At 72.8% G+C, this 20,668-nt stretch carries 18 protein-coding genes; 10 read left to right on the forward strand and 8 right to left on the reverse strand.

Translation table 11 applies throughout. The annotated features are described in order from the left end of the window. Positions 1 to 5 precede the first annotated feature (5 nt). Positions 6 to 170, reverse strand: a complete 165-nt coding sequence (fxsA, locus tag OG276_RS29980; protein ID WP_254384685.1) for an FxSxx-COOH cyclophane-containing RiPP peptide — start codon at positions 168 to 170, stop codon at positions 6 to 8. Between the two features lie 265 nt (positions 171 to 435). Continuing rightward, entirely contained in the window at positions 436 to 1,338 is a 903-nt protein-coding gene (locus OG276_RS29985; protein ID WP_266909963.1) for an alpha/beta fold hydrolase, read from the reverse strand. A gap of 300 nt (positions 1,339 to 1,638) precedes the next feature. Between OG276_RS29985 and adhE the strand changes: the two genes are divergently transcribed. Then, positions 1,639 to 4,275: a bifunctional acetaldehyde-CoA/alcohol dehydrogenase gene (gene adhE, locus OG276_RS29990; protein ID WP_266909965.1), complete on the forward strand. Its 2,637-nt coding sequence runs from the start codon at positions 1,639 to 1,641 to the stop codon at positions 4,273 to 4,275. A 114-nt stretch (positions 4,276 to 4,389) separates the two neighbouring features. Here adhE and OG276_RS29995 read toward each other — a convergent pair whose 3' ends face one another. Beyond that, positions 4,390 to 4,947: a TetR/AcrR family transcriptional regulator gene (locus tag OG276_RS29995; RefSeq protein ID WP_266913234.1), complete on the reverse strand. Its 558-nt coding sequence runs from the start codon at positions 4,945 to 4,947 to the stop codon at positions 4,390 to 4,392. 232 nt (positions 4,948 to 5,179) lie between these two features. Here OG276_RS29995 and OG276_RS30000 point away from each other — a divergent pair, with 232 nt between their 5' ends. The 6 genes from OG276_RS30000 to OG276_RS30025 all read left to right on the forward strand — a co-directional run bounded on the left by OG276_RS30000 (position 5,180) and on the right by OG276_RS30025 (position 13,249). Then, a complete protein-coding gene (locus OG276_RS30000) occupies positions 5,180 to 6,577 on the forward strand; it encodes a cytosine permease (RefSeq protein WP_266909967.1) in 1,398 nt (465 codons plus the stop codon). Positions 6,578 to 6,715: 138 nt separating this feature from the next. Beyond that, on the forward strand, positions 6,716 to 8,368 hold the full coding sequence (locus OG276_RS30005) for an amidohydrolase (RefSeq protein WP_266909969.1): 1,653 nt from the start codon (positions 6,716 to 6,718) through the stop codon (positions 8,366 to 8,368). A gap of 39 nt (positions 8,369 to 8,407) precedes the next feature. Next, positions 8,408 to 8,896 (forward strand): hypothetical protein, encoded by a 489-nt coding sequence (locus OG276_RS30010; RefSeq protein WP_266909971.1) that lies wholly within the window; start codon positions 8,408 to 8,410, stop codon positions 8,894 to 8,896. Positions 8,897 to 9,160: 264 nt separating this feature from the next. After that, positions 9,161 to 10,576: a hypothetical protein gene (locus OG276_RS30015; RefSeq protein WP_266909973.1), complete on the forward strand. Its 1,416-nt coding sequence runs from the start codon at positions 9,161 to 9,163 to the stop codon at positions 10,574 to 10,576. Between the two features lie 58 nt (positions 10,577 to 10,634). Next, positions 10,635 to 11,894, forward strand: a complete 1,260-nt coding sequence (locus tag OG276_RS30020) for a MoxR family ATPase (RefSeq protein WP_266909975.1) — start codon at positions 10,635 to 10,637, stop codon at positions 11,892 to 11,894. Positions 11,895 to 12,025: 131 nt separating this feature from the next. Further along, positions 12,026 to 13,249, forward strand: coding sequence for a VWA-like domain-containing protein (locus tag OG276_RS30025; protein WP_266913236.1), 1,224 nt, complete (start codon positions 12,026 to 12,028; stop codon positions 13,247 to 13,249). Positions 13,250 to 13,260: 11 nt separating this feature from the next. Here the strand turns inward: OG276_RS30025 and OG276_RS30030 are convergent, their stop codons facing one another. Genes OG276_RS30030 through OG276_RS30040 form a run of 3 tightly spaced genes read right to left on the reverse strand, consistent with a single transcriptional unit; the run spans position 13,261 to position 16,232 of the window. Continuing rightward, positions 13,261 to 14,445, reverse strand: coding sequence for an AAA family ATPase (locus OG276_RS30030; protein ID WP_266909977.1), 1,185 nt, complete (start codon positions 14,443 to 14,445; stop codon positions 13,261 to 13,263). Positions 14,446 to 14,466: 21 nt separating this feature from the next. Continuing rightward, positions 14,467 to 15,132: an acetate uptake transporter gene (locus OG276_RS30035; RefSeq protein ID WP_266909979.1), complete on the reverse strand. Its 666-nt coding sequence runs from the start codon at positions 15,130 to 15,132 to the stop codon at positions 14,467 to 14,469. Beyond that, positions 15,129 to 16,232 carry a DUF3533 domain-containing protein gene (locus OG276_RS30040; RefSeq protein WP_266909981.1) on the reverse strand — a complete coding sequence of 368 codons (1,104 nt, stop codon included), beginning with the start codon at positions 16,230 to 16,232 and terminating at the stop codon, positions 15,129 to 15,131. The genes OG276_RS30035 and OG276_RS30040 overlap by 4 nt, the downstream gene beginning before the upstream one ends. 232 nt (positions 16,233 to 16,464) lie before the next feature. Here OG276_RS30040 and OG276_RS30045 point away from each other — a divergent pair, with 232 nt between their 5' ends. Then, entirely contained in the window at positions 16,465 to 17,325 is an 861-nt protein-coding gene (locus OG276_RS30045) for a triacylglycerol lipase (protein ID WP_266909983.1), read from the forward strand. Positions 17,326 to 17,399: 74 nt separating this feature from the next. On the opposite strand, the gene OG276_RS30050 is transcribed toward OG276_RS30045, so the two are convergent. Next, positions 17,400 to 18,437: a lytic polysaccharide monooxygenase gene (locus OG276_RS30050; RefSeq protein WP_266909985.1), complete on the reverse strand. Its 1,038-nt coding sequence runs from the start codon at positions 18,435 to 18,437 to the stop codon at positions 17,400 to 17,402. 335 nt (positions 18,438 to 18,772) lie between these two features. Between OG276_RS30050 and OG276_RS30055 the strand changes: the two genes are divergently transcribed. Then, complete coding sequence (locus tag OG276_RS30055; protein WP_266909987.1) at positions 18,773 to 19,525, forward strand: metalloregulator ArsR/SmtB family transcription factor; 753 nt, start codon at positions 18,773 to 18,775, stop codon at positions 19,523 to 19,525. A 31-nt stretch (positions 19,526 to 19,556) separates the two neighbouring features. Continuing rightward, positions 19,557 to 20,129: a DUF3291 domain-containing protein gene (locus OG276_RS30060; protein ID WP_266909989.1), complete on the forward strand. Its 573-nt coding sequence runs from the start codon at positions 19,557 to 19,559 to the stop codon at positions 20,127 to 20,129. 23 nt (positions 20,130 to 20,152) lie between these two features. On the opposite strand, the gene OG276_RS30065 is transcribed toward OG276_RS30060, so the two are convergent. Continuing rightward, a complete protein-coding gene (locus OG276_RS30065) occupies positions 20,153 to 20,647 on the reverse strand; it encodes a DUF402 domain-containing protein (protein ID WP_266909991.1) in 495 nt (164 codons plus the stop codon). Positions 20,648 to 20,668 lie beyond the last annotated feature (21 nt).

A 20,668-nucleotide genomic window follows, 5' to 3' on the forward strand; every position in this document is an offset into this window, starting at 1 on the left:
CCTTGTCAGAGCGCGGAGTTGAAGATGGGCGTCTGAACCTTTCGGCCGGATTCCGTCGGGAGGACGCGACCCAGGGTCGCGGCCGCGCGCGCGCCGCGGACATCGATCCGGTCGAGCGGGACGCGGGTGGCCGTGACGGTGCTGGCCGGGTGGGTTGCGGAGGTGTTCATGACGCCGTCCTCGGGGAGGTCATGGGGAATGGGAGGAGGACATTGGCGAGGAGAGCCAGTGTCTGGCGCGGACTTTACCTGGCCCGGTGTCCTTCGGCTCGCTAAACCTGGACGCGGGTTCTCACAATGTGACCTCTCGGCCGAACGAATGTGACGAACGATCACGCGCCCGTGGCATGGGTGAACGAATGCGACGGGCCCGCGCTCCGGCCGTTTACCCGAAGGCAAGATCCATTTCCCGTTTCCGGGCCTTCCCGCCCCCCTCCTACGCGGGCTGCTGCTCGTTCACCGGAGGCGCGGGCACCTCCCTGAGCAGCCAGGTCAGTACGTCGGGCAGGGCGCGCAGCGCCGCGAAGTGCGCGGCGGCCGGGTCGATGTTCGTGGTGGCGCCCGGGATGCGGCCGGCCAGCCAGCGGGAGTGGCCCACGGGGGAGAAGACGTCGAGCTCGCCGTGCCAGATCAGCACCGGGCACCGGATGTCCGCCGGGTCGAAGCCCCAGGGGCCGCTGAAGGAGATGGCGTCGTCGATCCAGCCGTAGGCGGAGGTGCGGACCCCCTCGCGGTAATTGCGCAGCAGCATGGCCCGCAGCCCCGCGTCCGCGACGATCATGCGGTCGCTGTCGGTGAGCTCGCGGCGCAGCTCGTCCAGGAGCCGGCCGGGGTCCTCGGCGATCCCGGCGGCGCGCGGGATCAGCCGGGCGGCGAGCTCCTCGGGGTCCCGGCCGGCCGTGGAGTGCTCCCGGATGTTCGAGGGGGACATGCCCTCGAACCAGTCGAGGTTCTCCGCGTCCCGGGGGGCCAGGGAGACCAGCGCGGCGGTCCGGGTGACCCGGTCGGGGAGCAGGGCGGCGCAGGCCAGCGCGCCGGGGGCGCCGCCGGAGCGGCCGGCCACGGCGAAGGTGTCCAGGCCCAGGGAGTCGGCGATCGCGGCCACCTCCGCGGCCACGTCGGCGACGGTGCGGCCCGGATGGCGGTCGGAGCCCCCGTAGCCGGGGCGGTCGTAGGCGATGAGCTGCATCCGGCGCTGGTAGAGGACCATGCCCCGGGGGGCGGGGCCCAGGCGGCTTCCGGGCATGCCGTGGAGCAGGAAAACGGGTTTTCCGTGCGGGTCGCCCCAGCGCTCCACCGTCAGATTCCGTCCGTCCGCGACGCGCACCTGACTGCGCACGCGCTCCCTCCCTCACGGTCGACGCGACTCGTCATCGTGATTGTGCTCGCTGGGGGAGGAGCGCGGTAGGGCGCACTTCGCCCGAAATTCTTGTGAAAGTTTTCACAAGCGCACAGGGGTCTTAGGTCCCGGGAGATACATGCAGGTCAGAGGGGTGGCGGGAGGGGTGTGAACGGGCGTGAACGGCCCTTCGACCCGCCGGGAAAGGGCTTTTTCGGCGGCCCGGCTTCCGCTTTTGGGTGTCGAATTGAGTCATCAGGAAAGCGGTTCAGGTTGAGTCGAAATGAAGGAGTTCCTGCCATGCAGGCGAACGAGATGGTGGATGGACTGGTCCAGGGGGCGCTCAAGGCGCTCGACCAGTTCTCGTCGTTCAACCAGGAGCAGGTCGACCACATCGTCAAGAAGGCCTCGCTGGCCGCGCTGAGCCAGCACGGCGAGCTCGCCCAACTGGCGGTCGATGAGACCGGCCGCGGTCTCTTCGAGGACAAGGCCGTCAAGAACCTCTTCGCCTGCGAGCACGTCGTGAACTCGATGCGCGGGCTCAAGACCGCCGGAGTCATCCGCCGCGACGAGCTGAACGGCATCACGGAGATCGCCGAGCCGGTCGGCGTCGTCTGCGCGATGACCCCGGTCACCAACCCGACCTCCACCACGATCTTCAAGGCCCTGATCGCCCTGAAGACCCGCAACCCGATCATCTTCGCCTTCCACCCCTCCGCGCAGAACTGCTCGGCCGAGGCCGCCCGCATCGTCCGCGACGCCGCCGTCGCCGCCGGCGCCCCCGAGAACTGCGTCCAGTGGGTCACCGCCCCCTCCATGGAGGCCACCGGCGCCCTCATGAACCACCCGGGCATCTCCACCATCCTCGCGACCGGCGGAAACGCCATGGTCAAGGCCGCTTACTCGTGCGGCAAGCCGGCCCTGGGCGTCGGCGCGGGCAACGTCCCGGCGTACGTCCACAAGAGCGCCAAGCTCGGCCGTGCGATCCACGACATCGTGCTCTCCAAGGCCTTCGACAACGGCATGATCTGCGCCTCCGAGCAGGCCGTCATCCTCGACGCCGAGATCTACGAGAAGGGCCTCGCCGAGTTCAAGCGGCTCGGCGCCCACGTGGTGTCCGCCGCCGAGAAGACCAAGCTGGAGCAGTTCGTCTTCGGCACCACCGCCTACGCCGCCGACGCCAACGGCGCCAAGCTGAACCCCGCGGTCGTCGGCAAGTCCCCGCAGTGGATCGCCGAGCAGGCCGGCTTCACCGTCCCGGCCGAGGCCTCGATCCTCCTCGCGGAGTGCAACGAGGTCGGCGAGAACGAGCCGCTGACCCGCGAGAAGCTGTCCCCGATCCTGGCCGCCCTGAAGGCCTCCGACACCGAGCACGGTCTCGAACTGGCCGCCGCGATGGTCGAGTTCCACGGTCTGGGCCACAGCGCCGCCATCCACGCCGAGGACGAGGAGCTCGTCGAGGAGTTCGGCAAGAAGGTCAAGGCGATCCGCGTCATCGCCAACTCGCCCTCCACCTTCGGCGGCATCGGCGACGTCTACAACGCCTTCCTCCCCTCGCTCACCCTCGGCTGCGGCTCGTACGGACACAACTCGGTGTCGAACAACGTCACCGCGGTCAACCTGATCAACGTCAAGCGGATCGGACGGCGCAACACCAACATGCAGTGGTTCAAGGTCCCGCCGAAGATCTACTTCGAGCGCAACTCCATCCGCTACCTCGGTGAGATGGACGGCATCAGCCGGGTCTCGATCGTCACCGACAAGACGATGGTCTCCATCGGCTTCGTGCAGAAGGTCGTCGACATCCTGCAGGCCCGCGAGGGCGCGGTGTCGATCCAGATCATCGACAACGTCGAGCCCAACCCGGAGCTCTCCACCGTCCAGGCCGGCGCCGCGATGATGCGCGACTTCAAGCCCGACACGATCATCGGCCTCGGCGGCGGTTCGCCGATGGACGCCGCGAAGATCATGTGGCTGATGTACGAGCGCCCGGAGGTCGAGTTCGCCGACACGAAGGAGAAGTTCTTCGACGTCCGCAAGCGCGCCTACAAGTTCCCCTCGCTCGGCGAGAAGGCCAAGATGGTGGCCATCCCGACCACCTCCGGCACCGGCTCCGAGGTCACCCCGTTCGCCGTCATCAGCGACCCGGCCGCGGCCCAGAAGTACCCGCTCGCCGACTACGCGCTGACCCCGAACGTCGCCATCGTCGACCCGATGCTGCCGATGGGCCTCCCGCCCAAGGTGACCGCCGACTCCGGCTTCGACGCCCTGACGCACGCCACCGAGGCCTACGTCTCCGCGTACTCGAACGACTACACCGACGGGCTGTGCCTCCAGGCCATCAAGCTCATCTTCGAAAACCTGCAGCGCTGCGTGGTCGACGGTCCGAACGACCCCGAGGCCCGCGAGAAGATGCACAACGCCTCCACGGTGGCGGGAATGGCCTTCGCCAACGCCTTCCTGGGCATGGTCCACGCCATGGCGCACACCCTGGGCAACACCTTCCACGTCGCCCACGGCCGCACCAACGCGCTGCTCCTGCCGCACGTGATCCGCCACAACGGCACGGTCACCCACAAGGCCACCCCGTGGCCCAAGGCCGAGGTCTACCGGGCGCCGGAGCGCTTCCAGGAGATCGCCAAGATGCTGGGCCTGCCGGCCGCCACGGCCGCCGAGGGCGTCGAGTCCTACGCCAAGGCCGTCGAGGAACTCCGCAGCAAGTGCGGGATCCCCGCCTCCTTCGCCGAGGAGGGCGTGGACGAGCAGGCCTTCATCGAGGCCCTGCCGACCCAGGCCATGAACGCCTACGCCGACCAGTGCGCCCCCGCCAACCCGCGGATGCCGATGATCGACGACCTGAAGCAGCTCATGCGCCAGGCCTACTACGGCAACATCGAGGGCGCCCCGGCGAAGAAGGCCGCCGCCAAGAAGAAGTGACCCCCGAAGGGGAGTGACCCTTCTTCCTCCTGAAAACCTCCGCTAAGGAGCGGAAAAGCCCGCCCGGGACGCTAAGGCCCGGGCGGGCTTTCCCATGTCCCGGTGCGGGCGGGCTCAGGTGTGCGGGATCAGCAGGGCCGCCGCCGACAGGGCCCGCTCCAGGGAGGTGGCCCGGTCCGCGCCGCGCTCGCCCAGCACCACCCGGGTGCTCAGGCCGTCCAGCAGGGCGAGCAGCTCCGAGGCCCGGGCGGGGACGTCGAGGCCGGCGGCGAAGCGGCCCTGCTGCACCCCCTTGGCGAGGAGCGCCTCCAGGTCCTTCTGCCAGCCGTCGTCGATCTCCTGCTGGGCGGCGCGCAGCGGCTCGTTCGAGGGGATGCGGGCCCACAGCTCGATCCAGAGCGTCCAGCGCGGGTCGCGGGGGCCGCGGGGCAGGTAGAGCTCCAGGAACAGTGCGAGCTTGCGGTGGGCGGTGACCCTGCGGCCCAGCAACTCGGCTCGATCCGCGGCCAGTTGCTGCTCGCTCCAGTTCAGGGCGGCCAGCAGCAGTCGGTCCTTGCTGCCGAAGTAGTACAGGATGTGGCCGCCGCTGGTGCCGAGCCGTTCGGCGAGCGCGGACATGGTGAGCGTCGCCAGCCCGTCCTCGGCGATCGCCGTCATGGCCTCTTCCAGCATCCGCTCCTGGGCGATCTGCCCGTCGCGCCGCCGTGCCGCTCCCGCCGCTCCTGCCACCCGTGCCGCCTTCCCGATCTTCGTCGGCCGACCTTATCCCGGACAGGGTCTTGACGGGGTCCGGCTCGGCAGCGCATCTTGAATGCCATTCAAGAACTTAGAACGCCGTTCAAGGTCTGTTCACGGTTCGTGGTTCACGGTTCACGGTTCACCGCCGAAGGTCAGGGGCAGACGCATGGCACACCAGGAGACGACGGTCGCCGTCGACGAGGTCTTCAGAGTCGAGACGCACGGCATCGACCCCATCCCCGACGCCGAGCGCCACGGCGGGGCCAAGGACCTCTTCTGGCTCTGGTTCGGTTCCAACCTGACCTTCACCTACGTGATCAACGGAGCCCTCGCCGTCGCCTTCGGCCTCAGCTTCTGGCAGGCCACCGCCGTGGTCGTGATCAGCGGGCTGTCCTTCTTCGCGATCAGCGCCGCCGGCCTCAGCGGCATCCGCACCGGCACCGCGACCCTGGTCATCTCCCGGGCCGCCTTCGGCGTACGGGGCAACTGGCCGGCGGGCGTCCTCAACTGGGTGGTGAGCATCGGCTACACCATCGTCAACACGGTCGTCGGCACCCTGGCCCTGGAAGTGTTCTTCGCCGAGATCGGCCTGGGCGAAGGCACCCTGATCCGGGCCGCCGCGCTCGGCATCACCCTCGCGCTGACCTTCGCCGTCGCCATGTGGGGACACGCCACCGTGCAGTTCGCCGAGCGCTGGATGGCCTACGTCCTGGCCGTCGGCTTCGGCGCCCTGCTGGTCTTCGTCCTGCCCGGAGCCGAGACCACCGCCCCGGCCGACGCCCTGGCCCCCGGCCTGTCCGGCTGGAGCCTGGCCTTCGTCGTGATGCTCGCCGGGCCGTTCTCGTACCTGCCGATGCCCGCCGACTACACCCGCTACCTGCCCCGCACCACCTCGCTGAAGTCGATCACCTGGATGGGTGCGCTCGGCGGGTTCGTCTCCTCCGTCGCCCTCGGGATCGCCGGCGTGGCCGCCGCCACCCAGACCGACATGACCGACGCCGTCGCCGGGGCCGAGAGCCTGCTGCCCGGCTGGTTCCAGCCGCTGTTCCTGGCCCTGGTCCTGGGCGGCTCCGTCACCAACTCGATCATCACCCTCTACTCCTCCAGCCTGAACCTCCAGGTCCTCGGCATCCCGTGGAGCCGGGCCCGCGCCATCGTGGTCAGCGCCGCCGTGACCGCCGCCGGATCGCTCGCCGCGCTCTTCCTCACCGACTTCACCACCTCGCTGCTGTCCTTCCTCTCCCTCCTGATCATCGTGTTCGCCCCCTGGGGCGGCGTCTTCCTCGCCGACATGCTGCTGCGCCGCTGCCGCTACGACTCCGACGCGCTGCACGCCGGGAGCGGGGGCGCCTACTGGTACCGCTCCGGCTACCACCCCGCCGGCATGACCGCCCTGCTCGCCGGCATGGCCTTCGCCGCCCTGACCTGCGACTCCGAGCTGTGGACCGGGCCGCTCGTGGCCCCGCTCGGCGGCGCCGACCTCACCCTGCTCGGCTCGGTGGTCGCCGGGCTCACGTACTGGGCCCTCGCCCGCCGGGTGCCCGCCTACGCCCCGGCCGCCTGAGGGCCTTCCCCCCCGGCCGCCTGAGGGCCTCCCCTCCCGGTCGTCCGGGGCCTCCTTCCGGCCCCTCCCGGCCGCCTGAGGGCTTTCCCTCCCCGCCGTCTGCTTTCCCGTACCCCCTCTGCACAGGAGCACCACCCCATGTCACACGCCGCCCCCGCCGATCTGCTCCTCACCGGAGCCCGCATCCACACCGTCGACCCCGAGCTGCCCGAGGCCGAAGCCCTCGCCGTGCGCGACGGGCGGATCGTCTGGGTGGGCCCGGACGCGGAGGCCGCCGACTGGGCGGGCCCGGACACCGAGCGGATCGACGCGGGCGGCCGGCTCGTGCTCCCGGGGTTCATCGACGCCCACAACCACGTCCGCCTCGGCTCCGACGACGCGTGCGTGCAGCTCGCAGGGGTGCGGACGCTCGAAGCGATCCTCGACCGGATCGGCGCGTGGCGGGAGGCCAACCCCGACGCCGAGTGGATCGAGGCCGAGGCCTTCGACTACTCCGCGATCCCCGGCGGGCGCATGCCCACCGCCGCCGACCTGGACCCGGTCACCGGGGACACCCCCGCGATCGTGCTCTCGTACGACGTCCACACGGCCTGGCTGAACACGGCGGCGATGCGCCGGCTCGGCGTCGCGAAGGACCGTACCGACCTGCCCTTCGGCACGGCCGCCGTGGACCCGGAGACCGGCGAGCCCACCGGCTTCGTCAAGGACTTCGCCATCAAGGGGCTCTCGCGCGACGGCCACCGCGCCCTGCGCGACCTGGGGGTGCCGTGGGCCTCCCCGGACCGCCAGTACGGGCGCCTCGCCAAGAGCCTCGACGACGCGATCGGTTTCGGCATCACCACCGTCGTGGAACCGCAGAACTCCCTCGACGACCTGGAGCTGTACGACCGGGCACGCGCCGAGGGCCGGCTGCGCTCGCGGATCGTCGCCGCGCTGTTCCACCCGCGCGGCACCACGGAGGAGGACCTCGACCTCTTCGAGGCGGCCGCCAAGGTGCACGCGGGGGACCGCTTCCGGGTGGGCCCCCTCAAGCTCTACATCGACGACGTGGTGGAGCCGCGCACGGCCGCGCTGCTGGAGCCGTACACCGGCTGCGGGGCGCACCGGGGCGAAACCTTCTACCCGGCGGAGGAGTTCGCGGACCTGCTCGCCCGGCTGGACGCGCGCGGGTTCCAGTGCTTCGTCCACGCCACGGGCGACCGGGGCATCCGTACCGTCCTCGACGCCGTCGAGCACGCACGGGCGGTCAACGGCCCGCGCGACGCCCGCCACCAGGTGGTGCACGTGGAATGCCTGGACCCCGAGGACGTGCCGCGCTTCCGGCAGCTCGGCGTGGTGGCCTGCATGCAGCCCCGGCACTGCGCGCCGGAGATCGCCGGTCCGGGCCAGGACTGGGCGGAGAACGTGGGGGAGGACCGCTGGCACAAGGCGTGGCCGATGCGGAGCCTCGCCGAGGCGGGGGCGGTCCTGGCCTTCTCCAGCGACTGGAACGTCGCCGAGATGGACCCGATGGTCGGCATCTACACGGCGCTGACCCGGCGCCCGCTGGGTGGCGGCGACCCGTGGCAGGAGCAGGAGACGGTGGACGCCCGGACGGCGGTGTACGGCTACACGATGGGCTCGGCGTACGCCAACTTCCTTGAAGGCGACCGGGGTTCCCTGACGGTCGGCAAGGCGGCCGACTTCGTGATCCTGTCCCGCGACATCCTCGCGGTGGCCCCGGAACAGATCCCCGGAACGGTGGCCGAAACGGTGGTGGTGGCGGGCGAGGTGGTCCATCGGGCCGGGTAGGTTGACCGCACTCATGCGTGGGCCTGCGGGGGGAACCGAATGGATGCGTTGGCCGAGGCGGCGTCCCTGGGGGCGCTGATCATCGTGTCGGCGGTGGTCACCGCTTGGATCGGGAGGAGGTCCCTGCGCCGCACGGCGGACGAACGCCGGGCAGCCCTCGCGGCAGGGGTCGTCGTGGCCGTGCGGTGCGAGGCCCGCTGGCGACAGGGGGTCCGCCGCCGGTTCTTCGCGCAAGGGGACCTCGGCACCGGACCTGGCGGCATCGGTGTGGCCTTCAAGTCGCCGCTGCGCCCGGCGGTGGCCCTGCCCGTCGGTGGCCGCGCGGTCGTCCGGGGGAGCTGGTGGCCGGGAATGCGAGTGCTGGAGTATCGGGCTCCCGACGGCCGGCGGATCGACTTTCACGTGTACCCGCGCGAAGTCGGGCTCGCCTGCCGCTATCTGGGGGTTCCGGACTCGGACTGGGTCCGGCCCTTCGGCGATACGGACGGCCGGCCCCGCCGGTCGGCCCGCCCGAGGCGCCGGATGTAACACGATCACGACTGGTGGGCGACAGGTGTGTGGCCGAACGGCCCTGAGGGGAAAGGGCTGTTGTGCGGACGGGGCGGGGGTGGTCCTCGGCAAGGCGGTCGGCCGCCACCCGCTGGGCAACGCCGGCGCGATGCTCGCTCCGCTGGGCTGAGCCGACCGGTCGAGAAATGCCTGGCGGGCCGCGGGGCGGGGCGTTAGTCTCGCCGCGATGACGACTTCCCGTACTCAGAGATCGGGGGTCCCGTCCGCGCAAGGTGAGTGCTGATGCTCACTCACCTCGCGAACGGGGCTTCCTTCCGCCCTTCCTTCTGGCTGCGCGTGCGCGAGTTCGCCGTGCCGCCGTCCATGATCGAGACCGCGACCGCCCGCCGCTCCGCCGGTGACTGGGCGGGGGCGTGCGCCGCGGCCGGCGTCGACGTGGACTTCGACCTGCGCGTCCTGGCGCGCACCCACGGCCGCGACCTCGCGGCCCGGATCCGGGCCGATCTGCGCCACCTGGCCCCGGACCTGCTGCGCTGGCACCTGCCGAGGATCGCCCCGGACGGACTGCTGCGCCCCGGGCTGACCATCGGGCTGGCCCGGTACGGGGACGCGGGGCCCGGCCCGGTGCACCTCGTGGCCCGTACGCCGCCTGCCTGGGCGGAGTACGGGCAGCGGATCAGCCTCGCCCTGTGGGACGGAGCCCGCTCCGAGGACGCCGCCCGGCGTCCTCCGGGGGCCGGTCCGCATCCCCATCCGCACCCCCATCCGCGGTTCCGCCTCGACCTGCACCGCCACCTGTGGGACGCCCGCCGGAGCGACGAGCTGCGCTCCAGGTCCGGGGCCGACCGGCACCTCGGCGAAGCGGGTCCCGAGCTGGATCCCGGCCTGCCGGGGCCGCCGCCCGCGGTGCCCCGCTGCGCCGTCGACCGGTGGGCGGCCGAGGCGGAGATCGTGCTACGCGCCGAGGGACGCCCCGGCGGTACGGTCACCGTGCGGCTCGGGGCCCGGCACCGGCTGTACGTGCACCTGCGCGGCGACGGGGACGGCGACGTGCAGATCTCCGCAGCCGCGCCCGTGGATCCGGGTGCCCCCGCCCCGCCGGCGCTGCCCGACGCGGCGACCTGGGTGCTGCCCGACCTGGAACTGCTCCGTACCGGGGCGATCGACGCCGGCCGGCTGCACCCGTTGGTCGGCCGGGCCCTCGTACCGGACTGGTCGCCGCCGCGGCCCGCCGGAGCCGCGGACCCGGTGAGGGGGCCGCGCCTGGTGGACTGCCGGGGCGCCCGGCACCGGATCGGCCTGGTGGACGGGGTGCTGGCCCCGCTGGACCACGACCCGGCCGAGATCCGCCGCGAGGAACTGCTGGTCGCACTGACCGGTACGCCGCTGCCCTGCCTGCGGGCCATCGACGAGGCGCACCGCCGTCCGGACTCCCTCTCCGGCGTCCGCGAACGCCTCGACCACGGCGACACCGCCGGCGCCCTGGCCGTCGTAGAAGGACTGCTCGGTCCCGGAGCGCTGCTGCGCGACGGCCCGTTGCGGGACGAACTGGAGGCGGCCGCGCTCCGGCGGGTCATCCACGGGCTGTTCCGGGCGGGCCTGGCCGGGCCGGGCGCCGGTCCCACCCACGACGGCTACCGCTCCCCCCGTAAGGGCCGCACCGAGCGCTCGCATCCGCGGCGCGCGAACCGCCGCTGACCCGGCCTCCTGCACGCCCCCCTTCCCGTTCCCGCCGCACACCCAAAGGTGATTCCCCATGCGTTCCCATGCCCAGACCGCCCCGCCGGCCCAGCCCGCCCAGTCCGACGCCACCCAACTCGACATCGCCGCAGGGCTGCTGGCCCTGCTGCGCGACACGACGACCGAACCGCGCCCCGACATCCAACTGGAGGCCCTGACCCTGGCCGTGGCCGCCGACCTGCCCGTCCTCCTGTGGGGGGAGCCGGGCATCGGCAAGACCGCGGCCCTGACCCAGCTCGCCGCGTCCCTCGACCTCCCGCTGACCACCGTCATCGCCAGCGTGCACGAGCCGTCCGACTTCTCCGGCCTGCCCATCGTCGGGGACGACCCCGCGGAGCAGGGAGTGCCGATGGCGCCGCCGGACTGGGCCGTGCGCCTGGTACGGGCCGGCCGGGGGCTGCTCTTCCTCGACGAGCTGTCCACCGCGCCGCCGGCCGTGCAGGCGGCCCTGCTCCGCCTCGTACTGGAGCGGCGGATCGGCGCCCTGCGGCTGCCGCCCGAGGTCCGGATCGTGGCCGCGGCCAATCCGCGGTCCTCCGCCGCAGACGGCTGGGAGCTGAGCCCGCCCCTGGCCAACCGCTTCGTCCACCTCCAGTGGACGCACGACCAGGAGGTGGTGGTACGCGGCCTCGGCGGGACCTGGCCCCGCGCCACCCTGCCCCGGCTGGACCCCGAACGGCTCCCGGAAGCCGTGGACTTCGCCCGCCGCGCGGTGTGCGGGCTGCTCGCCGCGCGGCCCAAGCTCGTCCACCGACTGCCCTCCGGCGAAACCCGCCGGGGCGGTCCCTGGCCCTCTCCCCGGAGCTGGGAGATGGCCCTCTGCCTGATCGCCTTCGCGACCGCGGCCGGCTCCTCCCGGGAAGTGCTCTCCCTGCTGGTCAGGGGAACCGTCGGAGACGGCCCCGGGCTGGAACTCCTGGCGAGCCTCGACCGGATGGACCTCCCGGACCCGGAGACGCTGCTCGCCGACCCGGCGGCCGCCGTGCTGCCCGAGCGCGGGGACCTGCGCCAAGCCGTGCTCGACGGTGTGGTCGAGGCGGTGCGCGGGCGCCCGGAGAAGTCCCGCTGGGACGCGGCGTGGACGCTCCTGGCCCGGGCACTGGAAACCGGCGCCCCGGACCTGGTGGTCGTCCCCGCGGCCACGCTCGCCGCGCTGCGCCGCGAGGACTGGGAGGTACCGGCCGCGATCGACCGGCTCGCCGGGGCCGTGGCCCTGTCCCGGCGAGCCGACCGGGCGGCGGCCCGGTCGGGCGTGCCCGTCAAGGCGGGCCGGTGACGGCCGTGAAGCCCGCAACGCCCGCGACCGGGGCGCAGCCCGTAGCGTCGGCCTCGCCCGCCTCGCCCGCCTCGCCCGCCTCGCCCGCCTCGCCCGCCTCGCCCGCCTCGCCCGCCTCGCCCGCCTCGCCCGTGAGGCTGGACCTGGACAAGCTCTACGCCGCCCGGCTGCACGCCGTCCGCGTGCGGCCGTACCTGGCCACGGCGCTGTTCGCCCTGCACGTCGTGGAATCGCACCGGGTGCCGACGATGGCCGTCGACCGGCACTGGCGGTGCTACGTCTCGCCCGGCTTCGTGGACCGCACCCCCGTGGAGGAACTGGCCGCGGTCTGGGTGCACGAGGTGTCCCACCTGCTGCGCGACCACCACGGACGCGGGGACCGGGTCGCGCGGGAGCAAGGCCTGACCGGCCCGGGGGAGCGGCTGCGGATGAACATCGCGGCCGACTTCGAGATCAACGACGACGCCTACGGCGACGGGCTCGTCCGGCCCGAGGGCGCTGTCCAGCCGGCGGCCGTGGGACTGCGGGAGGGGGAGCTCATGGAGGAGTACCTGACGCAGTTCGGGCTCGGGCCGCACACGCAGCACATGGCCTGGCTGGACTGCGGGAGCGGCGCCGACGGGCTGGAACGGGAGTGGGACCTCGGCGCGGACGGCGCGGACGGCCTCAGCGAGCAGGAACGCGACGCGGTCCGCTTCCGGGTGGCGCAGGGCATCACCGGCCGGCCGGGAAGGGCGTCGAAGGGCTGGAAGCGCTGGGCGGAGGAGGTGTTCCACCCGCCTCAGCCGTGGCGGGAGTTGCTGGGAGCGGCCGTCCGGTCGGCCACCTCCGGATCCGGCGCGGGCGACGACTACACGTACAGCCGGCCCTCGCGGCGTTCGGCCGGGGTGCCGGGCGCCGTGCTGCCGAGCCTGCGGCGCAGGCCGCCCCGGGTCAGCGTGGTCATCGACACCTCCGGGTCCGTCAGCGACGCCGAACTGGGCAGCGCGCTCCTGGAAGTCACCGCCATCTCCCGCGCGGTGGGCGGCCGCCGGGACCTGGTCACCGTGGTGCCGTGCGACGCCTCGGCCCGGATCGCCCATCCGCTGTGCCTCGCCGAGGGGATCCCGCTGCTGGGCGGCGGGGGTACGGATCTGCGCACGGGGTTCGCCACGGCGCTGCGCTCGGCGCCCCGGCCGGACGTGATCGTGGTCCTGACCGACGGGCAGACGCCCTGGCCGAGCTCGCGGCCGCCGTGCCGGACGGTGGTGGGGCTGTTCCGCCGGGACCGGCCGGGCGGATCGTGGGCCGAGGACGATCCCGACTACGTGCCGGACCTGCCGCCCGAGTGGGCCCGCGTGGTGGACATCGGCTGAGGTTCCGGGCCCTACCGCTTCGGCCAGTACCAGAGGGGTTCGTCCAGGGGGCCCTCGCGGCCCGCCACCTCGGTCTGGCCGAAGTCCTTGAGCAGGGTGATGGTCTGCAGGTCCACGCGGTGGCGGTGGACCCCCGATGCCAGGGCCTGTGCCAGCGGGGCGGCGTGCGTGACCACCACCGTCTGGGTGTCCCGGGCCACCGTCAGGATCAGGTCCGCGAGGGGGCCCAGCAGGTCCGGGTGGAGGCTGGTCTCCGGCTCGTTGAGCACCATCAGGGCGGGCGGGCGCGGGGTCAGCAGGGCGGCCGTCCACAGCAGGTAGCGCAGGGTCCCGTCGGAGAGTTCCGCCGCGCCCAGCGGGCGCAGCAGCCCGTGCTGGTGCAGCTCCAGCTCGAAGCGGCCGTCCCGTTCCGCGACCGCCACGCTGCTGCCCGGGAAGGCCGCCTCGACGGCCGCGTCCAGCGCCGCGTGGTCGCCGGTCTCCCGGATCGTCTGGAGCGCGGCCGGAAGGTCGGAGCCGTCCGCGGCGAGGACCGGCGTACGGGTTCCGACGCGCGGGGTGCGGGCCGGCGCTTCGGCGTCCGTGCGGACGTGGTCGTAGAACCGCCAGGAGCGGATCAGTTCGCGCAGGGCCAGCAGGTCGGGGGCCAGTTGCGGGTCCGCGAGTTCGCTGAGCATGGAGTCGTACGGGCGCAGGGCGCCCTGGGTGCGGTGCCAGCCGCCGTCCGCGGTACGGGTGCGCACGGCGGGCCCGGCACGGTCCGAGAGCAGGGCGGCGGGGCGCAGCACCGGCCCGGCCCAGGTGCACTCGCGTTTGATCTCGGGGTCCAGGCCGAAGAGCGAGTTCGGGACCGGCTGCGGGTGGCCGAAGTCCACCGCGTAGCCGAACTCGTCCCCGGCGAACCCGAGCCGCAGGCTCACCGGTTCGGAGCGGACCGTCGGCTCGACCGCGTACCGGCCCTCGCGCACCGCCCGCCCCGTCTTCTCCGGGCCGGCCCACAGGGTGGAGGGCAGCCCGCCCTCCCGGGCCAGCGCCGCGACGGCGCCGCCGCGCGCGGAGTCGGCCAGCAGCCGCAGGGACCGGTACAGGCTGGACTTGCCCGTGCCGTTGGCGCCCGTCACCACGGTGAGCCGGCCGAGGGGGACGATGAGTTTGCGCAGGGAGCGGTAGTTCTCCACCGCGAGGGTCGTGATCATGTGGTCGTGATCATGCTGTGGTCATGCCTCCGGGTGCTCCTCGGGAGCGAGGAAGCGGCCCATCGGCAGCACCTGGCGGCCCCAGGTGCTCGCCATGATCTGCCCGGCGAGCAGGTACGTGGCTCCGAGCGCGGCGAGCAGCCCGCTCCAGCCGGTGATCCGGTTCCAGATCACCGAGCCGGTGAACCCGCTGACCGTCATGGCCACGAAGACCACCAGCACGCACGTGAAGGTGGACAGCAGCACCAGGTGGATCCGCCAGCTGCCGATCCACAGCACGAACACCACGAACACCCACGGCAGCGTGAACAGCGCGCTCACGTCCCCGCGCAGCGCCGGATCCGTGGCGGGCAGTACCCACTGGATCAGGAGCGCCTTCGACATCCAGAACAGCCCGAAGCCGCCGAAGACGGTGGCGTGCCAGGTGTCTCCGCGCTGCGCCTGGAAGAGCCCGGCCAGCAGCTGGGCGAGCCCGCCGATGAAGAAGCCGACGAGCGGCAGCACGGAGTGGCTGAGGTGCTCGGGGAAGATGCCCGCGTCGATGCCGGTGGCGAGCGTGGTGACGACGATGAAGCCGGTGAGGCCGAGGGGGCCCAGCTGCGCCTGCGCGCTGGGCTCCATCCGCTTGACCGAGACGGCCTGTTCGGCCGGCCCCATGCGGTTGCGGGCCTGGACCGGGTTGTTCATCGCACGACTTCCCGCTCCGGCAGGGCGTCCGGACCCTCGGGGAGCCCGCTGCCCACCGCCGCTCCCGCCTTGCCCCTGCGGCCCGCCGCACAGGCCAGCGTGATCGCGGAGCCGAGCACCGCCCAGCCGCTCAGGACCAGCAGCGGTCCGGTGATGTCATTGCCCTTGAAGTACGCGATCGAGCGCCCGGCGTACGTGCCCGCACCCGGCGGCAGCCACGGGCCGATGGCCTTCCAGAACGGCGGCAGCAGCGGGTACGGGTAGGCGCCGCCGGCGCTCGGGTTGCCGAGCACCACCACCAGCAGGATCGCCAGGCCGATGCCGACCACCCCCGCGAGGCCCTGGAAGGCCAGGGTGATCGCGCCGACGGCGAAGACGACGAGGGCGCCGAGCCCCCACAGGCCCCAGATGCTGCCGGGCAGCGCACCCAGGATCGGGTCCGCGATGACCGCGCCGAGGAGTCCGGCCGCGACGGCGTACACGAACAGCGCGCCGAGCCGGATGATGGCGCGGTGGACGTTCGCGGGCCGGGCGCCCGCGCTGATCGCGAGGATCGCGGCACACAGGTAGCCGCCCACGCACCAGCCCACGACCAGGTAGAACGCGCTCAGGCCGCGCCCGTCGCCGGCGGCCACGGGGGCCACGTCCACGACGGTCACGGTGCGGCCCTGGGTCTTCTCGACGAGGCCGACGACCTCCTCCAGGGCCTGCGACAGGGAGGCCCCGGCGCCGCTCGCGACCAGCAGCTTGTCGGTCTTGCCGGCCGGGTCGATGATCAGCGCGCCGTCCACGTCCCGGTTCTGGATCTGCCGCAGCGCCGTCGCCTCGTCCTGTACGGCACGGGGATCGAGCGGTTTGCCCGGCAGCGCGGAGAGCTGCTTCGCCGTCTGCGCGGCGACCGGTTCGGCGGGCGCGGCCACCGCGATGGGGATCTCGCTGGGCTTGGGGTGATGGAAGGCCCCGATGTACGAGGTGATGAAGGCGAGCTGGAGCGCCAGTACGCCCAGGACCAGGAGAGCGGCCCGGGTGGTGACGGCGTCCTTGATCTCGGCGAGGAAGCCGCCGGACTGCCCTGGGTCTGTGTGGGTGGACTGGGTCATGTCTCACACGCTCGGCGTACCGGGCGCGGGGCGCAGCAGGGGTGGGCCGAACGGATGACGGCCGTCGGAGCGGACCGCGCAGTTTTTACCGCCGCGTAACTTCCCAGTTTTGCTACTCGCCCGTAATTTGGCGGCTGCAGCACCCTCTTGTGATCCGGATCACGGGATGCACCCCCACGTACTTCCCGCGCCATCCCTCGTTACTCCCCTTGAGCCGCAAGGAGATCACACGATGCTGCCCTGGAGACGCCTGCTCCGCCCGCTGGCCGTCCTCACCCTGACCGCAGCCGCTCTCGTCGCCCCCACCGGAGCGGCCCAGGCCGCCTCGGCGCCGAGCAGCGGCTGGAACAACTGGTCCTGCAAACCGTCCGCCGCCCACCCCCGGCCCGTGGTCCTGGTCCACGGAACCTTCGGGAACTCCGTCGACAACTGGCTCGGCTTCGCGCCGTACCTCGTCCACCGGGGCTACTGCGTCTACTCCCTCGACTACGGGCAGCTGCCCGGCGTCCCCTTCTTCAACGGGCTCGGGCCCATCGAGGCGTCCGCCGGGCAGCTCGACGTCTTCGTCGACAAGGTGCTCGCCGCCACGGGAGCGGCCGAGACGGACCTCGTGGGCCACTCCCAGGGCGGCATGATGCCGCGCTACTACCTGAAGTTCCTCGGCGGCGCCGCCAAGGTCAACGCCCTGGTCGGGCTCGCCCCCGACAACCACGGGACCACCCTGCTCGGCCTCACCAAGCTCCTCCCGTACTTCCCCGGAGCCGGGGACCTGATCAGCACGGCCACCCCGGGCCTCGCCGACCAGATCGCCGGATCGCCCTTCCAGAACAAGCTGAACGAGGGCGGGGACACCGTCCCCGGAGTCGCGTACACGGTGATCGCCACCCGCTACGACGAGGTGGTCACCCCCTACCGGAGCCAGTTCCTCACCGGGCCGAACGTCCGCAACGTGCTGCTCCAAGACCTGTGCGCGGTGGACCTCTCGGAGCACGTGGCCATCGGGCTCACCGACCGGATCGCCTGGCACGAGGCGGCCAACGCCCTCGACCCGGCGCACGCCAAGCGGACCACCTGCGCGTCGGTCTTCTCCTGACGGCGCGGCGGGCGGCCCCTCCTGCGGGCCGCCCGCCCTCGGTCACCGGTCGCCGGTGACCGACCCGTAGCGGGTCAGCGGCCGTGGCGGCCCGGGATCGCCCGGCGGCGGGCCAGCGCGAACAGCACGGCCGCGCCGACGGCCAGGACGCCGGCTCCGCCGATCGCGATCACCGGGGTGGCACTGCTGCCGCCCGTCTCGGCGAGGCTGGTCCCGCTCTGCGAGGGGATCGGGGACGGAGCGCCGCCGCCGTTCGTCTTCGGGTCGTTGTCCCCGTGTCCGTGGTGCTCCACCGTGGACTTTTCTGCGCCTGCGGAGATCTGCTCGTCGGTGGGGGCCGAGGGGAGCTCCGAGGGGAGCGTGGACGGCCGCTGCGAGGGCACGGAACTCGGCTTCGAGGTGGGCTTCGAGGTGGGCTTCGCGCTCGGCCCGGCCGTGGGCTTGCCGCCGGTGCCACCCGTGCCGCCCCCGCCGTTGTCCTTCCCGAAGACCACGTCCGAGCAGGTGTAGAAGGCCTCCGGGCTGTCGGAGCGCTGCCAGACGCTGTAGATCAGGTGCCGGCCGGTCTTGTTCGGGACGGTGCCGGAGAAGACGTAGTCGCCGTTCTGCATGCCCGGGTCGGTGACCTTCGCGAAGGGCGCGGCCTCCAGGTCGGACCACTTCAGCGGCTTCGACGGGTCGTAGCCGTCCTTCGTCACGTACAGCTCGAAGGAGCCCTTGTGCGGGGCGGTCCCCTTGTAGCGGAAGGTGTGCGCGCCCGCGGCCATCGGGCTCGCCGGCCAGTCGGCGCGCGCCAGGTCCAGCCCCCTGTACTTGTCGTTGCCCGCCGAGCACAGCTTCCCGTCCGGGATCAGCGCCTTGCTCTGACCGGCCGCGTTGGCGATGTTCACCGCGTTCCAGTCGTAGAACGCCTGCGCCCCGCTCGCCGCGACCGCCGCCTTGCAGGCGGCCGACTTGGGGGACTCGGGGCCCTCCGCGTAGCACGCCGCCACCCGGCTGACCGGGTCCGTCATCGAACCGTGGGCGGCCGCGGGAACGGCGGCGTACGCGACCACCGCGATCGGGGCGAGGCCTGCGGCGGCGATGCGGGCGGCGGTACGGCGTGCGGGCATGGCGGATCTCCTCTGGGCACGGCACAGGGCTGCGCGAGTCGTGGGTGCGCCGGAGGGCCGAGGCTGGGCGGCGCCGCCCCTCACGGGTCCGCGGCGCCGCCTCCGGCCCTCCCTGGCCCAGCCAAACTAACCGTCCGAACCCGGCGTTCGACCGGGTTGGGGCCCCTGGAGCCGATCCTTAGGGCGCAGTTAAGGGCGGGGTAAGAGGGGGCTGAGGTAGCGGGCCCGGAGGGCCCTGAAGCCCTTGGAGGGCCAAGCTTCGGAAGGGGTCCGGGTCCGGGCCCGGCGGATCCAGCCCTTCTATCTCCAACCTGCGTTGTTCCTAGAATGTCCCCATGAAGGACATCGATGTGATCGCGGTGTTGCAGGATCCGGTGCGCCGCCGCCTGTACGAGTACGTGGTGGCGCAGGGCCGTGAGGTCGGCCGCAACGAGGCCGCCGAGGCGGCCGGGGTGGCGCGCACGCTGGCCGCGCACCATCTGGACAGGCTGACGGAGGCCGGGCTGCTGGACAGTGGCAGCCGCCGCCTGACGGGCCGTTCGGGGCCGGGGGCGGGCCGTCCCGCCAAGGTGTACACGCGGGCGCTGGTCGAGCGGTCGGTGTCGCTGCCCTCCCGCGACTACCGCACGGTCGCCGAGCTGCTCGCCGAGGCCGCCGAGCAGGCGGGGCTGGACGCCGGGCTCTGCGCGGCCGCCCGCCGCCGGGGCGAGGCCCTGCGCGGCTCGGCCGCGCCCTGCGCGGGCCTCGAAGAGGCGATGGAGGTGCTGGGCGGCCGCGGCTACGAACCGCACTTGGAAGGTGCCGGGGATGGCGAGGGCGCGGAGGGGGTCGAGGATGCTCGGGGCGTCGGAGGCGCCGAGGGGGCGGTCGGGGCGGCCGGGGCGGCCGAGGCGGCCGGACGCGTCGTCCGCATGCGCAACTGCCCCTTCCACGCCGTCGCCGAACGCTTCCCGCCGCTCGTCTGCGGCATGAACCTCGCGCTGCTGGAAGGGCTGCTCGGTGCGGACGGTCCCGTCCGCGCCCGCATGGACGCCCGGCCGGGGGAATGCTGCGTGGTGGTCGAAGCTTCTAAAAACAATGACCATTGACATAGAAAAGCGGCTCGTGTGGGATGAGGCCATGACCGCATCCGCACATGCCGCCCACCTCGCCCAGCTCAACGCCTCCACGCTCCGTCATCCGCTCGACGACCCGCGCGTGGCGCCCTTCGTCGAGATGCTCGACCCGGTCAACGCCGCCGCCGACGGTGCGCCCGGGTTCGTGTGGAGGCTCGTGGACGAGGGAGGGGCCGACGCCACCGGCCTGCGCCCGGCCGGCGAGAACGTCATCGTCAACCTGTCGGTGTGGGAGACCCAGGAGGCCCTGTGGGACTTCGCCTACCGCAGCGGGCACCTGGAGGTCATGCGGCGGCGCCGCGAATGGTTCGAACGGCACGTCGAGGCGCACATGGTGCTCTGGTGGGTCCCCGCCGGGCACGTCCCGACCGTCGGTGAGGCCCTGGAGCGGCTGGCGGACCTGCGGGCGCACGGGCCGTCCCCGCACGCCTTCACCTTCGCCTCCTCCTACACGGCCGCCGAGGCCGCCGAGCACGTTCGGGCCGTGCCGCGGGCGCAGCCCGAGGGGGCCGAGCAGCCGGAGCCGGCCGCCCGGAGCGCGCGGCCGGCGCATGCCGGGGACTCGGCGGCGGTCTGAGGCGGCGCCGCGCCGCTCCCGGGTCAGGACAGCAGGGCTCCCAGGCCCGCGGCCGAACGGGCTTGGGCGTCCAGGGCGTCGAGGGCCCGTACCGCCTGGGCGGCAGCTTCGGGATCGGTGTCGGCGAGCCCGCTCTCGGCGAACTCGTCCTCGTCGAGCCGCAGTACCGAGCTCCCGTCGGCCGACACCCACAGGTCCAGGTCCAGGTCCTCGATGAGGATCACCCCGTCCTGCACCGACGCGGGACGGGTGACGTCGCAGTACCAGCCCTTGAGGACGCCCTCGCCCGTCCGCACCTCCTTGACCGCGTACCAGCGGTCGCGCCAGAAGTGCTCGGTGAACACGTCGCCCGGCTCGAAGCGGACGAAGCCGAAGTCCCGTACCCCGGGGGCCGCCCAGGGCGCCCGTACGGTGATCCGGGTGCCGGTGTCGGCCACCAGCTCGGCCGGGTAACGGATCTTCGTACGGCCCGCCTTGGTGAGGGTGACGGTCAACTGGTCGGTCGGCCGGTCGGTCATCGGTGTGTCTCCGGTTCTCTC

Origin of the sequence: Streptomyces sp. NBC_00086, assembly GCF_026343255.1 — a bacterium.
GTDB lineage: Bacteria > Actinomycetota > Actinomycetes > Streptomycetales > Streptomycetaceae > Streptomyces.

Coding starts and splice junctions, on each gene's coding strand:
- OG276_RS30020 (WP_266909975.1), top strand. CDS start 10,635: ATGCGTTCCCATGCCCAGACCGCCCCGCCGGCCCAGCCCGCCCAGTCC.
- adhE (WP_266909965.1), top strand. CDS start 1,639: ATGCAGGCGAACGAGATGGTGGATGGACTGGTCCAGGGGGCGCTCAAG.
- OG276_RS30060 (WP_266909989.1), top strand. CDS start 19,557: ATGACCGCATCCGCACATGCCGCCCACCTCGCCCAGCTCAACGCCTCC.
- OG276_RS30055 (WP_266909987.1), top strand. CDS start 18,773: ATGAAGGACATCGATGTGATCGCGGTGTTGCAGGATCCGGTGCGCCGC.
- OG276_RS30045 (WP_266909983.1), top strand. CDS start 16,465: ATGCTGCCCTGGAGACGCCTGCTCCGCCCGCTGGCCGTCCTCACCCTG.
- OG276_RS30050 (WP_266909985.1), bottom strand. CDS start 18,437: ATGCCCGCACGCCGTACCGCCGCCCGCATCGCCGCCGCAGGCCTCGCC.
- OG276_RS30035 (WP_266909979.1), bottom strand. CDS start 15,132: ATGAACAACCCGGTCCAGGCCCGCAACCGCATGGGGCCGGCCGAACAG.
- OG276_RS30000 (WP_266909967.1), top strand. CDS start 5,180: ATGGCACACCAGGAGACGACGGTCGCCGTCGACGAGGTCTTCAGAGTC.
- OG276_RS30065 (WP_266909991.1), bottom strand. CDS start 20,647: ATGACCGACCGGCCGACCGACCAGTTGACCGTCACCCTCACCAAGGCG.
- OG276_RS30040 (WP_266909981.1), bottom strand. CDS start 16,232: ATGACCCAGTCCACCCACACAGACCCAGGGCAGTCCGGCGGCTTCCTC.
- OG276_RS30005 (WP_266909969.1), top strand. CDS start 6,716: ATGTCACACGCCGCCCCCGCCGATCTGCTCCTCACCGGAGCCCGCATC.
- OG276_RS30015 (WP_266909973.1), top strand. CDS start 9,161: ATGCTCACTCACCTCGCGAACGGGGCTTCCTTCCGCCCTTCCTTCTGG.
- OG276_RS30010 (WP_266909971.1), top strand. CDS start 8,408: ATGGATGCGTTGGCCGAGGCGGCGTCCCTGGGGGCGCTGATCATCGTG.
- fxsA (WP_254384685.1), bottom strand. CDS start 170: ATGAACACCTCCGCAACCCACCCGGCCAGCACCGTCACGGCCACCCGC.
- OG276_RS29995 (WP_266913234.1), bottom strand. CDS start 4,947: ATGCTGGAAGAGGCCATGACGGCGATCGCCGAGGACGGGCTGGCGACG.
- OG276_RS30030 (WP_266909977.1), bottom strand. CDS start 14,445: ATGATCACGACCCTCGCGGTGGAGAACTACCGCTCCCTGCGCAAACTC.